The organism is Paenibacillus sp. lzh-N1, assembly GCF_002872435.1.
Classification (GTDB): domain Bacteria; phylum Bacillota; class Bacilli; order Paenibacillales; family Paenibacillaceae; genus Paenibacillus; species Paenibacillus polymyxa_C.
The window spans coordinates 1,078,992-1,092,394 of record NZ_CP025696.1 but is presented as its reverse complement, the minus strand read 5'-3'; the positions used below and the strand labels follow the sequence as shown (position 1 = coordinate 1,092,394).

At 46.1% G+C, this 13,403-nt stretch carries 13 protein-coding genes; 8 read left to right on the top strand and 5 right to left on the bottom strand.

Annotated elements, in window-relative coordinates; translation table 11 throughout:
• Position 1 precedes the first annotated feature (1 nt).
• The 3 genes from C0638_RS04925 to C0638_RS04915 all read left to right on the top strand — a co-directional run bounded on the left by C0638_RS04925 (position 2) and on the right by C0638_RS04915 (position 3,233).
• Complete coding sequence (locus tag C0638_RS04925) at positions 2-1,435, top strand: glutathionylspermidine synthase family protein (RefSeq protein ID WP_058710969.1); 1,434 nt, start codon at positions 2-4, stop codon at positions 1,433-1,435.
• A 71-nt stretch (positions 1,436-1,506) separates the two neighbouring features.
• Positions 1,507-1,920, top strand: coding sequence for a DUF350 domain-containing protein (locus C0638_RS04920; RefSeq protein WP_016819503.1), 414 nt, complete (start codon positions 1,507-1,509; stop codon positions 1,918-1,920).
• Positions 1,921-2,156: 236 nt separating this feature from the next.
• Positions 2,157-3,233, top strand: coding sequence for a Gfo/Idh/MocA family protein (locus C0638_RS04915; protein WP_040102237.1), 1,077 nt, complete (start codon positions 2,157-2,159; stop codon positions 3,231-3,233).
• A 49-nt stretch (positions 3,234-3,282) separates the two neighbouring features.
• Here the strand turns inward: C0638_RS04915 and C0638_RS04910 are convergent, their stop codons facing one another.
• Positions 3,283-4,752 (bottom strand): MFS transporter, encoded by a 1,470-nt coding sequence (locus C0638_RS04910; RefSeq protein WP_040102236.1) that lies wholly within the window; start codon positions 4,750-4,752, stop codon positions 3,283-3,285.
• 164 nt (positions 4,753-4,916) lie between these two features.
• Between C0638_RS04910 and C0638_RS04905 the strand changes: the two genes are divergently transcribed.
• Positions 4,917-5,339, top strand: coding sequence for a MarR family winged helix-turn-helix transcriptional regulator (locus C0638_RS04905; RefSeq protein ID WP_025675684.1), 423 nt, complete (start codon positions 4,917-4,919; stop codon positions 5,337-5,339).
• Between the two features lie 119 nt (positions 5,340-5,458).
• Here the strand turns inward: C0638_RS04905 and C0638_RS04900 are convergent, their stop codons facing one another.
• The gene (locus C0638_RS04900) at positions 5,459-6,037 is read right to left on the bottom strand and encodes a TetR/AcrR family transcriptional regulator (RefSeq protein WP_044787061.1); all 579 of its coding nucleotides are present in this window, start codon (positions 6,035-6,037) and stop codon (positions 5,459-5,461) included.
• A 188-nt stretch (positions 6,038-6,225) separates the two neighbouring features.
• On the opposite strand from C0638_RS04900, the gene C0638_RS04895 reads away from it, so the two are divergent.
• Positions 6,226-7,449, top strand: a complete 1,224-nt coding sequence (locus C0638_RS04895; RefSeq protein ID WP_058710968.1) for an MFS transporter — start codon at positions 6,226-6,228, stop codon at positions 7,447-7,449.
• A 14-nt stretch (positions 7,450-7,463) separates the two neighbouring features.
• Here the strand turns inward: C0638_RS04895 and C0638_RS04890 are convergent, their stop codons facing one another.
• Together C0638_RS04890 and C0638_RS04885 are read right to left on the bottom strand one after the other, a co-directional pair.
• Positions 7,464-7,892 carry a DUF3995 domain-containing protein gene (locus C0638_RS04890; protein ID WP_058710967.1) on the bottom strand — a complete coding sequence of 143 codons (429 nt, stop codon included), beginning with the start codon at positions 7,890-7,892 and terminating at the stop codon, positions 7,464-7,466.
• 12 nt (positions 7,893-7,904) lie between these two features.
• Positions 7,905-8,459, bottom strand: coding sequence for a TetR/AcrR family transcriptional regulator (locus C0638_RS04885; protein ID WP_058710966.1), 555 nt, complete (start codon positions 8,457-8,459; stop codon positions 7,905-7,907).
• Positions 8,460-9,005: 546 nt separating this feature from the next.
• On the opposite strand from C0638_RS04885, the gene thrS reads away from it, so the two are divergent.
• Positions 9,006-10,919, top strand: a complete 1,914-nt coding sequence (thrS, locus tag C0638_RS04880; protein ID WP_102163371.1) for a threonine--tRNA ligase — start codon at positions 9,006-9,008, stop codon at positions 10,917-10,919.
• 159 nt (positions 10,920-11,078) lie between these two features.
• Here thrS and C0638_RS04875 read toward each other — a convergent pair whose 3' ends face one another.
• The gene (locus C0638_RS04875) at positions 11,079-11,879 is read right to left on the bottom strand and encodes a GTP pyrophosphokinase (protein WP_102163370.1); all 801 of its coding nucleotides are present in this window, start codon (positions 11,877-11,879) and stop codon (positions 11,079-11,081) included.
• A 277-nt stretch (positions 11,880-12,156) separates the two neighbouring features.
• On the opposite strand from C0638_RS04875, the gene C0638_RS04870 reads away from it, so the two are divergent.
• Together C0638_RS04870 and C0638_RS04865 are read left to right on the top strand one after the other, a co-directional pair.
• Complete coding sequence (locus tag C0638_RS04870) at positions 12,157-12,618, top strand: S-ribosylhomocysteine lyase (protein ID WP_013369209.1); 462 nt, start codon at positions 12,157-12,159, stop codon at positions 12,616-12,618.
• 5 nt (positions 12,619-12,623) lie between these two features.
• Entirely contained in the window at positions 12,624-13,394 is a 771-nt protein-coding gene (locus C0638_RS04865; RefSeq protein WP_013369210.1) for an SDR family NAD(P)-dependent oxidoreductase, read from the top strand.
• Positions 13,395-13,403: the final 9 nt, after the last annotated feature.

The window sequence follows — 13,403 nt, the reverse complement described above, 5'->3', positions numbered from 1 at the left end:
AATGAGCATGCGTACGATTCGGCAATTACCTTATGAACATGACGAGCTTTTTAAGGGTGAAATCAGCCATATGATTCCGTATCATCGCATGTACGGCAAGTCCTATTGCGTGCCGGCCTTAACGGTGTATCGGGAAAGCGAGCTGGCAGAGCTTCAGGCTGCTTCTGAGGCGGTACATCGTATTTATCGCAAGGTTCAGCAATTTATCCAGCGCTATATGCCGGATGAATACCTGGTGGAGCGGTTGGGGATTCATCCAGGCTTGCTGCGTGCTGCACGTATGGAAGCCGCGCCGGATGGGATCACCCGTCAGGACTGGATTGTGGGGGAAGCGGGGATCAAGTGCATTGAGAATAACACCGATACCCCGACCGGGATTCCCGAGGTGGCTTATCTCGAAGGAAAGCTGCTGGAGGTGCTGCATGGTGAGAGAATGTCAGGGGATGACATTGATTTACATGGACCCTCATCAGGAATGGATGAGGCGATTCAGTCTGCCTTGACGGAGCTCATTCATTTTTATAGTCGTAAGGGTTTGGGGACAAAGGTGTATTTCACTTGCTATGAATGGCATATCGAGGATCAGACGAATACCAAATATATCATGCGTTTATGTGAACAAGCCGGGTTTGAAGTGGTTTATGCGCCATTGGAAGAACTGGAAATTATCCCGAATGAAGGATTGTATCACCGGGGAGAGCAGATTCACATCCTCTATCGCCTGTATCCGCTGGAATATCTGATTGAAGATCGGGAAGAGGACACAGGGCTTGAGGTGGGGCAGGCGTTAATGGATATGGTGGCAGACGGAAAAATAGGACTAATCAATCCGCCGCAGCATATCATTACGCAGAGCAAAGGGTTCACCGCAACCGTATGGTCGCTGTACGAGCGCAATGAACAGACACCAGCGTTCTGCGGTTTTCGTTTGTTTGACGAACGGGAGCTGGAGGTGATACAAACCTACCTGCTACCTACATATTTTGAGCCATCCGTGTTTCTGCAAAATAAAGAGCCTTATGTCGCCAAAGGCATATGGGGCCGAGAGGGTAAAGGCACGCATTTGATTGAGCAGCCTGAACCCGAGAAGAGACTGGAAGGTGTCTTGGGAGTGGCCCAAAATGCGAAGGCTGACCAGCCTGATCTGCATCATCAAGCTGATGCTCCACTAACACCTGAACAGGAGGAAGCCGCACATATTGCCGCTTATTACGAGGAACAGCCTAAGATTTATCAGCGGCTGTGGCCCATGCAGAGCGCAGAGGTGCAGACTGAGGAAGGGCTATTTCACGGCTATGTACTGACAGGCATATTCGTGATCGGGGGGCGTTTTGCGGGGGTTCTGCCGCGAATCGGTGAAAAGGTAACAGGCGATATGGCCTACTATTGCGCTGCCGCCGTTGCCAACGAACCTTCTAATCCACCCGCTGTATAAGCTGAATTGTGAAATGTAAAATATTCGAACAGATCTGTTCCTATTCACAAGTATCATAAGGAGGAAAAAAATTGGACTCTCATATCAGTTTGGGCAACGCATTGGGCAATGTAGGTATCGGCCTGCTTATCTTGTTTGCCATCTTAATCGTAGGTTATTTTGTGTTCAGCTTGCTGACACGTTATAACGATAATCAGGAAATCGCACGCGGCAATGAAGCGGCAGGCATCTATATGGGGGCAAAGCTGCTAGGTCTGTGTATCATCGTGGGAATGGTATCGTATAGCAGCCATTCATGGCTCGATATGCTGACCTGGTCGGCCGTGGGCATTGTAGTGCTGTGTCTGGTGTATGTGATTTTCGATCTGGTGACGCCGCGCACCAAGGTGTGCGAGGAAATTGCCAAAGGCAATGTAGCTCTGGCACAGCTGTTGCGCTCAATCATCATCGGGGTATCTTTTGTCGTAGGTACATTTTTGATGTAGTCGATGTAGTCGATATAAAGAAGAAGCATAAAGGATCTGCAAAACCGGACAACGGAGCTGCAGATCCTTTTTTATGGGGAATTGTATTCACTGTCTGCTATCTGTCTGTGGAAGTAAAACTTACGACGATCACTTCTGATGGGGACTATTCTACGAAGGTACGGGTGATACTGCATAGCAAAAAGGAATGTGCTCCAGATATCAAACCAAATTGTAGAGAAGGGAATTCTGAACATATGAGTACCTCTACCTCCCCAACCCTACCCATTCGGATGGGTATCATCGGCTTGGGCCTGATCGCTGAATATCACATCAGATCATTACACAGCATGTCGGGGGTATCGATTGTGGCCGTTAGTGATGTAAATGCGAACCGCCTTCAAGCCATCGGAGAGCAATTGCAACTGCCTGCCTCCAAGCGGTACTCCCATTATGAAGCATTGATCCGTGACCCAGAGGTAGATGCGATTCTGTCGCTGACACCCAATGATGTGCATTTTGACATTATTCGTATTGCGCTGGAAGAACACAAAGCTGTACTGGCAGAGAAACCATTGACACTCACGTGGTCGGAGGCAGGTCAGTTGAAAAAGCTGTATACCGCGAATCCGGTGCCTTTGCTGGTTCACTACAAGCATCGCTACGGCGCGGCCTTCCAATATACCAAGCAACTGCTGGATGAGCACAAGCTGGGCAAAATCTATAATATTCAATTTCGTTATCTAATGGATGCATTTTCACCGTATCGTCACCATCCGTATACATGGCGACACAATTTAGCCAAGGCCGGCTCTGGAGTAGTGGGGGATACGGCCTCACATATTATTGATCTGGCTCGTTTTCTGATTGGTGAATTTAAAAGCGTCGCGGCGCTGCTACATATCATTACACCTGAGCGGCCCGATCCGGTCACGGGTCTGCCTGTAAAAGTGGATGTGGAAGATCTCGCCGCCTTTCATGGCATCATTGGCGATAATACCGTGGGTACCTTCATCACTCACAAAAATGCCATCGGCAAACGTCACGATATCGAAGTGGATATCTACGGCGAACTCGGTACGCTGCACGCAAGTCTCAATAATCCGGAAAGTATTCGCATTGTGTTACGTGACCTAGAACACCCGGATGCCGAATACGAGACTTGGGCTGTTCCACCAATCTATAATCATACAGCCGATGGCGATTTTGTTAAGCTGGTAAGGGGGGAGTTCGTGGATCGAGCCCCATTGTTCGATGACGGATACAACAATCAGTGGGTACTTGAGAAAATACTGCAATCCTGGAGAGAGAACGGACGCTTAGTAGAAGTGTAAGAGGATACGTAATCCTTATTACAATAGCCTGTTTGGCTTCCTGATGATCCTATCTCTTTTCTTGCTGCACTCTTGCCCGTTTTGCCCCAATCAGCCTCCAGCCTGTTAACAATGCCGACACAAGACAGATGGAGGCAGACGTCATAAAGACTACATGCATTCCTTCCAGAAAAATTTCAGGGTGACCCGGAACCAATCCGGTGACTCGATAACCAGCCTCTTTACTCATAACATTAAAGAGAATGGTTGTGGCCAGCGTGATCCCTACAACCATCCCGACGTTGCGCACCAGTGAATTAACACTTCCGGCTGAGCCAAGCTGTGTACGGGGTACCTTGGACATAATCAGCGAATTGTTCGGCGATTGGAATAAACCACTGCCAATACCCAGCATGGCAATCCACAGACCGACGAGCGGGATGGAGCTGCCTGCATGCAGTTCCGCTAATCCAATTTGGGCAACGACCATAACGACCAGCCCGGCGAAGGTGAGTAGTTCAGACCCGATTTTATCGGAAAGCGCGCCGCTGAGCGGGGCCACAATAACCATAGAGATGGGGAACAACATCAGCAGAAATCCGGCATAAAAAGGCGACAAGTTCAGCATATTCTGTGCATAGAAAGGCGAAATGATGTTAAAGCAGAAGTTAGCGACAAACACCAGAAAAGCACACAAAATACTGAGTGAAAACAACGGATTTTTGAATAGAGCGAGCTGTAACAGCGGTTGTGGACGACGCAATTCCAACCAAATGAATATGGCAAAAGCAACTACGGCCACCACCAGCGAAGCAATAATACGTGGGTCTCCATACCCGACCTGCTGTCCCAGCAACAATCCGACGAATAAAGTGAGAATAAAAATAGCAAACACCAGGCTGCCAGGAATGTCGATCTTATCCTTCACCTTGATCAGATCCTTAGGCAGAAGCCTCCAGCCCAGAAAGACAGCGATCAGGCCTATCGGTACATTGACCCAGAAAATGTATTGCCAACCCAGCGAGGAGACAATAATACCGCCCAAGCTCGGCCCGGCGATACTACCCAAAGAAACGAAAGTTCCGATGAGGCCAAGCGCTTTGCCCCGTTCAGTAGACGGGAAGATATCTGTTACGATCCCTTGGCTGTTCGCCATGGTCATGGATGCTCCAATTGCCTGAATGATGCGCGAAATCAGCAATAGGGAGAGTGAAGAGCTAAGACCGCACAATAGGGAGCCAAGAATGAATATGATGGTGCCGATTTTGAATATTTTGATTTTACCGACCATATCCCCTAGCTTGCCAAAAAATAAAATAGCGGTACATATCGCCATTAAATAGGCGGTTGTCACCCATTCAATCTGTGCCACAGGTAAATGTAACGTGCGAGACAACACAGGAAGAGCAATATTAACAATACTTCCATCCAAGGTGGACATAAACGTAAACAGATTTAAAACAATCAAAATCATCCAACGTTTCTTCTGAACTTCGATATTCTCTTGATAGGTTGCAGCAGTTGTAGCAGTTGAACTCATCATTAACACCTCTTTATCGTTGACAGTTCCTCTTTAGTTGCATACGCAACTAAATGAACGGTTCTAGTTTACAGCAAATTAGTTGCGTGCGCAACAATATTATTGTAAACTTTGTTTTGGTCCCAGCTGGGGATTGCCATTTTCAAGCCAATGAGGTGTATTTAATGAGGAAAAAACCGATTGGAAAGCTAATTTCCCACCTGTACCGTCGAAATCAAAAAATACTGTCCAAAAAACTGGCTCCTTACGGAATCGGCAGTGGGGGGCAACACAGTTTTTTAAAGATTATTTTGCAGCGGCCAGGTATTACACAGGAGCAGCTGACGAATGAACTTAAATTTGATAAGGCAACCACGGCACGCTCTGTAAAACAATTAGAGGAATCAGGCTACATTGAACGTAAAACGGATCCGAATGATCGACGTTCTCAACTTGTGTCTCCCACGGCCAAGGCATTAGAATTCGCTCCTGTCCTACAAGCAATACTGGACGAGCTCAATGCCGGTCTTGTCCACAATTTATCCGAAGAGGAAGAGGACCTTCTGATCGACTTACTGCAAAAGATTAGTATAGATCCTGACGAATAAATAAAGCAGGAGTTAGCATAGAGGATCGGCGGGTAAAAGAAAAAGGAAAAAAGAAATAAGCAGCCACCACGGAGAATACTCTGTGGTGGCTGCCAGCCCCGCTATATGGCATTCGCAATTCAGTCCAAGCTAATCCCTTCGAACGCATTCATGACTAATTGTCGTACATAGGCATCGTCTAATGGATAACCGGTTACCAGCAATCGATAAAAAACCGGCCCATAAATGAGATCGATACATAATTCAACATCGAGATGCTCCTTCAATTCCCCACGCTCTATTCCCCGCTCAATAAGATGCCGGGCTTCAAGTCGCCGTGGATGAAAATACCGGGTTCGGTATGCCTCTGACAACCCTGTATCAAGTTGCCCTTCGCCAATTAACTCCGTAATAATTTTACCTTCTCGACTGATTAGAAACCGTACTAAATTCGTAGCATGAATGAGAATATCGTCCAATACACGACCCGTGTCGGGCACGGGCAATCTTGCCATGGTAGCTGACAGGAAACCATCCATCACTACGGCAGCTTTGTTAGGCCACCATTTATATATGGTGGCTTTGCTCACTTTTGCTCGCTCAGCAATTTTTTCTACCGTAACAGCCCCAAAGCCTTGCTCCAACAGTAGATCATAAGAGGCGGTAAGGATAGATTTTTGCGACTCGACATTACGCGGACGTCCTCTTTTACTCTGCACTGGAATGCTCACCTTCTTACATAGATATAAGAAAACATTAAAATAAACTATACGTTCAGTATATCAAATATCAGGTAAGAATAAAAAGTTGAATTTGCCTATTTACAAAACGAAACGTTCAGTATATTATTTGATTATCGAATTAAAGAACTATACGTTCAGTATTTAAATTATTGAGGAGGATTATCATGCAAAGAGAACAACAAGCCGTAGAAGGTAACCGTATTTCAAATTGGATGATGTTTCTGTTGGCAGCGGCATGCGGCCTTATTGTTGCCAACCTTTACTATGCTCAAACCCTGGTAGGACCTATTCATGTAGCGATGGGCCTTTCTTCCACAACAGCGGGCTTCATTGTCACTTTAACTCAAATCGGTTATGTTGTGGGACTGCTGTTTATCGTACCCATTAGCGACATTATTGAAAATCGACGGCTCATGGTCGTATCGCTCATCATTACAGTCTGTGCATTGCTCGTTGCTGCCTTCGCCCCCAATGCCACGTTGTTCTTGACCGCATCCTTGTTCATTGGAGTTGGATCTGTAGTAGCCCAAATACTGGTGCCGTATGCTACCTATTTAGCATCCGAAGAGCAGCGCGGCCGGGTTGTCGGGAATGTCATGAGCGGACTCTTGCTAGGGATTATGTTCGCACGTCCATTGGCAAGCTTCATAACCAGCATCTGGGGCTGGCAAGCCGTATTTATTATGTCAGCCATCGTTCTGACATTGTTGACGATTCTTCTCTCGCGGGCTCTTCCAGAGCGCAAGCCTGTACCTACGGTATCTTACAGTAAACTGATTCTCTCGCTAGGTACTCTTTTCAAACAAACGCCTGCATTGCGCCGCCGTGCCTTATATCAAGCCTGCCTATTTGGTGCTTTCAGCCTGTTTTGGACGGTTGTTCCTCTACGCTTGGCGGATGATTTCGGCATGTCCCAGCAAGGAATTGCACTGTTTGCTCTAGTAGGTGTAGGGGGCGCAATAGCAGCTCCAATTGCCGGAAGATTGGCTGATAAAGGCTGGAGCAAAGGTTTAACCGGGCTAGCTATGATCATTGCCGCCTTGTCTTTTTTGGTCATCTATATTTTTCAAAGTCATTCGACGGCTGCGCTCATCCTTCTCTTTGTTTCAGCGATTACACTGGATATGGCTGTATCAGGAAACCTTGTGCTTGGGCAACGCGTTATTTACTCCTTGGGAAGTGAAGCGAGAGGGCGTCTGAATGGATTATTCATGTCTATCTTTTTCATAGGTGGAGCGATTGGATCATCATTAGGTGGTTGGTCTTATGCGTTGGGTGGTTGGAATTTCAGCGCTCTGATTGGAGTCATTTTGCCTGTGCTGGCTTTACTGTACTATTTCACTGAGAAAGAAACTGGTGGAGACGTAAGAAAGAAACAAATCGGGTAAAGATCAGCTTTAAGCTATGCCGTACGTAAAAGCATCATCATTAAAATGGCTGTTCCCAAGAGAAAACAAAGGGGCGAATAGAGCACAGTATCCCATTTTGCAAAAACCGTTCCTTTTTTTCTCTTGAAGAACCCTACCCATTTGAAATCTCCTATAGAACGTAAAATAAATAAACATGACAACAAGCCTGCACCGTAGAAATAGAAGAAATGGAAAAACTGAATTGGTACGACTCTCCCTAACTCCAAAACGAACCAAGCGGCTAAGGCTAGTAAAATGGCAACAATCGACGTCCCTATTTTGGAGGGTTTAAAAAGCAAATCCGTTCCCGTGCTTGGGATCGCTGCCTTAGCACCTTTTTGCCCGCCGAATACCCAATATAAATGCATGCCGCTCAGTACCAATAAAATTCCGCCAACTACCCATGAAAGTAGCTCCAACATCTCATATCCTCCTTAATTTGAAATCCACTCTGTCCAAATCATATGAATATGCTGCTGGATCGCTTCGTCACTTAACGTCTCTTGCTTGTGACGCTCATACCAACCCAAGTAGTAGTGGTACAACATCCATGATCTCTGAGAGGCTTTCTCTGGCTGCATTCCCTTCTGGACTAAAAGCTCTTTCATAAACTCCATTCGCATCTGTTCGACTTCATTGAGCAAGGAACGGTAACTATCATCCTTCAATGACAGCTTGCGCAGATAAAACAGAAAATCGCCCCGTTTTGTCTTGCCAAACATCTGGGTTAACAACTCTTGGATTCGCTCATCTATAGCGGCATGGGTGATGGACGCGGCAATAACCTGTTGTGTCGTCTGTGCCTTCCATGTCTCTACAATCTGTCGAATATAGCTGCTGCGATTGGTAAAATACCAATAAAAACTGCTTTTACTGCACCCTAAAGTAGCGGCCATTTTTTCAACAACGAGTTCATCGATTCCCCCCTGCTCAAAACGTTCCATTCCTTTTTGAATCCATTGTTCTTCTGTGACAATAATTTTAGGCATCTCTCCCGCTCTCTTTCTGTACGGTATCGTCTAGATGAAATTATCTTACAGTTTTTTTAGTAGTGTGTAAATATAGGCCTATTCGTCTCCATAGCCGGATGATAAATAAGACAGAAACTTACATAAACGTCCACTTGAAATACCTGCAAATTTGATCTATAATGCTGTAGCATATAGTAATATTCAAGGCATTGACCAAAGACATGATTTCCTTGAAGGGCCGTTCAGAGAGAAAAGACGAGGCTGAGAGCTTTTCCGGCAACCGCATGTGAAGTTACCCCTTTGTAGCCGTGACGTTGAACGTGTAGCTGTGCAAGCTGGCAGTGACATCAGTAAGCGCCCACCGATTTATCCCCGTTAACGGATACCAATGGAGGGCCACGCAGGTCGTGCATGAGCATGTTTGGATGAACATGAATGTATGTACAGTAGCGGGCCGAACTAGGGTGGAACCACGAGCTGAACGCACTCGTCCCTTGAGGGAGAGAGGCGTTTTTTTGCGTTCAATTTTGATATAGCACACAATTTGAAATGGAGGCTTTAATCGTGAGTATTCAAGTGAAATTGCCGGATGGAGCCGTACGTGAGTACGAGCAGGGCGTAACTATCGCCGACGTGGCGGGTTCGATCAGCTCCGGGCTGAAAAAGAACGCAGTAGCAGGTAAAGTGAACGGGAAGGCTGTCGATCTGAACACCGTTTTGGATCAGAACGTTGACCTTGAAATTGTTACGCTGGACAGTGCAGATGGTCTGGAAATTTACCGTCACAGCACAGCGCATTTGCTGGCCCAGGCGCTCAAACGCATTTACGGTGAGAAAAATGTGAAGCTGGGTATTGGTCCAGTCATCGACAGCGGCTTCTATTATGACATTGATATCGAAAACACACTGTCCGTTGACGATCTGGCGAAGATCGAAAAGGAAATGGCGAAGATCACGCAGGAAAATCTGCCGATTACACGTCGTGTGGTTAGCCGTGAGGAAGCAACTCGTATTTTTGGTGAAATGGAAGATCCATTGAAGCTGGAACTGATCCGTGATTTGCCAGAAGAAGCGGAAATTACGATTTATGATCAAGGCGAATTTTTTGACCTGTGTCGTGGCCCGCATCTGCCGTCCACTGGCCGTATCAAGGCTTTCAAATTGTTAAGTGTAGCGGGTGCATACTGGAGAGGCGATTCCAACAACAAGATGCTGCAACGTATCTACGGAACAGCATTCCCTAAAAAAGCACAACTGGATGAGCATTTGCACTTGCTGGAGGAAGCAAAAAAACGCGACCATCGCAAGCTGGGTAAAGAGCTGGAGCTGTTCATGTTCTCCGAAGAAGCACCTGGTATGCCGTTCTACCTGCCTAAAGGTATGGTTGTGCGTACTGCGTTGGAAGATTATTCCCGTGACATTCAACGTCTGCATGGCTATGAGGAAGTACGTACACCGCTGATGATGAACAACCGTCTGTGGGAACAATCGGGACACTATGAGCATTACAAGGAAAACATGTACTTCTCCGAAGTAGATGAAACTACTTTTGCTTTGAAACCGATGAACTGCCCGGGGCATATGCTTGTATTTAAAAATGAACTTCATTCTTACCGCGATCTGCCGATTCGTATATCCGAATTTGGACAAGTGCATCGTCATGAGCTGTCCGGCGCGCTGAACGGTATGATGCGTGTTCGTACATTCTGTCAGGATGATGCGCATATTTTCGTTACACCAGGTCAGATTGAAAAAGAGATTACGGACGTAATCAAGCTGATTAACGAAATGTATAGTGTGTTTGGCTTTGACTTCACAGTGGAATTGTCCACACGTCCAGATGACTTTATGGGCGAGCCAGCGCTGTGGGATCAAGCGGAACAAGCTCTGCAAAACGTGCTGGATCACCTGGGCATCAACTACCGTATTAATGCGGGAGATGGAGCATTTTACGGTCCGAAAATTGACTTCCACATTCTCGATGCGCTCAAACGCAGCTGGCAGTGCGGAACGATCCAATTGGACTTCCAAATGCCTGAAAAATTCGACCTCACTTATGTGGGCGAGGACAACCAGAAGCACCGTCCGGTCGTTATTCACCGTGCTATCTACGGTTCAATTGACCGCTTCATGGGCATCCTGACTGAGCATTTTACAGGTGCATTCCCATTGTGGTTGGCTCCTGTTCATGCGAAGCTGTTGCCTGTATCCGAGAACTATATCGAGACTGCCAATGAGGTGCAGGAAGCGTTGCTAAAAGCGGGTCTGCGCGTCGAAGTGGATACTCGGAATGAGAAGCTCGGTTATAAAATCCGTGAAGCGCAATTGGAGAAGGTTCCATACATGTTCGTTATCGGGGAAAATGAAAAAACAACCGGTACTGTAGCCGTGCGCAAACGGGGTGAAGGCGATCTGGGGTCATTCAGCATTGCGGACATCGTTGAGAAAATCAGCACAGAGATTCATGAGAAGCAGTAATATTTGATTTGACTGAAAAAAAGTGTAAAAGAGCCGTCAAAACCATGATCATAGTGGTGTTGACGGCTCTTTATTTATACATCATACATAAGTTCCTAAGCTCCAGCACGAGGGGGAACAGCCTAGAATGAATGATTTAGTTATCCTGTGGCTGTATGCCTAGCACGTCTGCGACCGAGAAGTGGCGTGATCTGCGGGGAGGGAAAGTGCCTTCAAAGCTGACTCTTCAGCTCGTTTCCCTGGAGACTCTTCCACATTCTGTTCCTCGCTAAGCGATAAAATTTCCCCGCGCAGCTTGAGCATTTTCTGATCCAGTTCGTAGGTTGCACGTGCAGCTTCGGTCAATCCGTTAACGACATGTTCGGGCACTTTCTTATCAAACTTATAGTACAAAATATGCTCCATACTGGCCCAAAAATCCATAGCCAATGTGCGCAATTGAATCTCGACCTTAATCCAGCGTGTGCCCTCAAACAGAATCAGTGGAATTTCCACAATAACATGTAGGCTCTGATAGCCGTTGGGCTTAGGATGGGCAATATAGTCCTTGACCTCCAGTATGCGAATGTCTTCCCGTGTGCGGAGGTGATCCATCAGGCGATAGATATCTTTGACAAATGCGCATACCACACGCATGCCTGCGATATCATGAATTTCACGCAATATATTGTCCAGGGTGACCTCATGCCCTTTGCGCCGAACTTTTTCCACAATGCTGTGGGGTTCTTTGATCCGGGTTTTAATGTGCTCAATCGGGCTAAAACCATCTATCAGCTTCCATTCCGTTTGGATCAGCTTAATTTTGTTCTTTAATTCCTCCAGAGCTAGTTGATAAAGGACGGGGATTTTTTTCCATTCCTCTAGTTGCTTGGCGTCAACACTGTTCTGGTCCAGCTGTAGCTGAAATTCCTGCAAGGGCAAAGGGACAGCATTCAAGTGCTTCCAATCCGGTTCATTCACAGAGCATTCTCCTAAATGAGGCTTACGATGTCCTCGATCTATTTCGTAAAGATGGATTACCGTATATATTGTACACTATGTCAAAACGTACAGGCAAAGGAGAAACGGACAAAGAAATGAGAAATAAAATAATAATTATAGTGGTAAAACCGAGTAATCCGATGTATAATTGCAAAAATGCTGATTTAAAGCATTAAATTTTTAAAAAAATAGCACAAATGTTGAGTAGTCGTCATTAGACTAAAAATAAAAATTACAGAAAATGAGGATGAGAAAAATGGCAAAAGTAGAAAGCTTCCAATTAGACCACACGATTGTAAAGGCTCCTTATGTAAGAGCAGCAGGAGTAGAGCATGATGAAAAAGGAAGCACGGTACAAAAGTATGACTTGAGATTTCTGCAACCGAATGAAGACGCACTGCCAACAGCAGCTGTACATACGCTGGAGCATTTATTGGCAACGTATCTGAGAGACGAAATCAAAGGCATTATTGATATTTCTCCTATGGGCTGCAGAACGGGATTCTACTTGATTTTATGGAATGAACACGAGCCTGAGGAAATTGCACTTGCTTTGGAAAAAACCTTGAAAAGAATTCTGGAAACGACAGAAGTTCCGGCTGTTACTGCTTTGGAATGCGGGAACTATAAGGATCATTCTCTTTTTTCAGCACAGGAATATGTGAAGATTGTGTTGGAGGCTGGCATTAGCCGCGATCCTTTCAAAAGAGTATTTTAAAATCTATGATTTCAATAGACCTATCTCATCAGACAGCAGTAGTGACAGGCGGCAAGTCAGGTATAGGCAAGGGGATTGTAGAGCTGTTCATTCAGAGTGGAGCTAAAGTCATTTCTGCTGATATTTCTTATGAAGAGCCGTATAGAGTGGTCAATTCACAGCTGGTTGAAACTCAATTGGACATATCCAAACCGGATGATATCGAAAGATGGTGCAATCTGCTAATCAGCGAAACGGGAGTTCCTGACATCTTGGTGAACTGCGCAGGTACTTCTACGATGGATTATGTGATTGATAGTGAGTTGGCTGATTGGGAAAAAGTATTTTCGATCAATTCAACTGGGCTGTATGTAGCGTCCAAACGATTTGCCAAGGAAATGGTGGATGCGCGTAAACCAGGGCGAATTATCCAAATTGCTTCGCAGGCTGGTAAAAATGGATATCGGGCCATGGGCGGATATTGTGCATCCAAACATGCGGTTCTCGGCTTGACCAAGGTGATGGCCATTGAGCTTGCTCCGCATCAAATTTTGGTAAATGCGGTTTGTCCAGGTATCGTAGAAACGCCGATGAAGCATCGCGAGCGGATTGAAGGGGGCGTTATTCGCGGAATGACCGCCCAGGATATATATGAAGAAGATTGTTCGCAGGTACCTTTGGGGAGAACGGCTGAGGTAGAGGATGTCGCCAATGTGGTGTTGTTTCTGGCAAGTCCGCTCTCCGCATATATGACAGGACAAGCGATTAATGTTACAGGTGGAATGACGATGCACTAGCATACTAGC

Bases quoted from the DNA above. Each gene is read 5' to 3' on its own strand.
- C0638_RS04925 (WP_058710969.1), top strand. From the start codon at position 2: ATGAGCATGCGTACGATTCGGCAATTACCTTATGAACATGACGAGCTT.
- C0638_RS04915 (WP_040102237.1), top strand. From the start codon at position 2,157: ATGAGTACCTCTACCTCCCCAACCCTACCCATTCGGATGGGTATCATC.
- C0638_RS04910 (WP_040102236.1), bottom strand. From the start codon at position 4,752: ATGAGTTCAACTGCTACAACTGCTGCAACCTATCAAGAGAATATCGAA.
- C0638_RS04905 (WP_025675684.1), top strand. From the start codon at position 4,917: ATGAGGAAAAAACCGATTGGAAAGCTAATTTCCCACCTGTACCGTCGA.
- C0638_RS04895 (WP_058710968.1), top strand. From the start codon at position 6,226: ATGCAAAGAGAACAACAAGCCGTAGAAGGTAACCGTATTTCAAATTGG.
- C0638_RS04890 (WP_058710967.1), bottom strand. From the start codon at position 7,892: ATGTTGGAGCTACTTTCATGGGTAGTTGGCGGAATTTTATTGGTACTG.
- C0638_RS04885 (WP_058710966.1), bottom strand. From the start codon at position 8,459: ATGCCTAAAATTATTGTCACAGAAGAACAATGGATTCAAAAAGGAATG.
- C0638_RS04870 (WP_013369209.1), top strand. From the start codon at position 12,157: ATGGCAAAAGTAGAAAGCTTCCAATTAGACCACACGATTGTAAAGGCT.
- C0638_RS04865 (WP_013369210.1), top strand. From the start codon at position 12,624: ATGATTTCAATAGACCTATCTCATCAGACAGCAGTAGTGACAGGCGGC.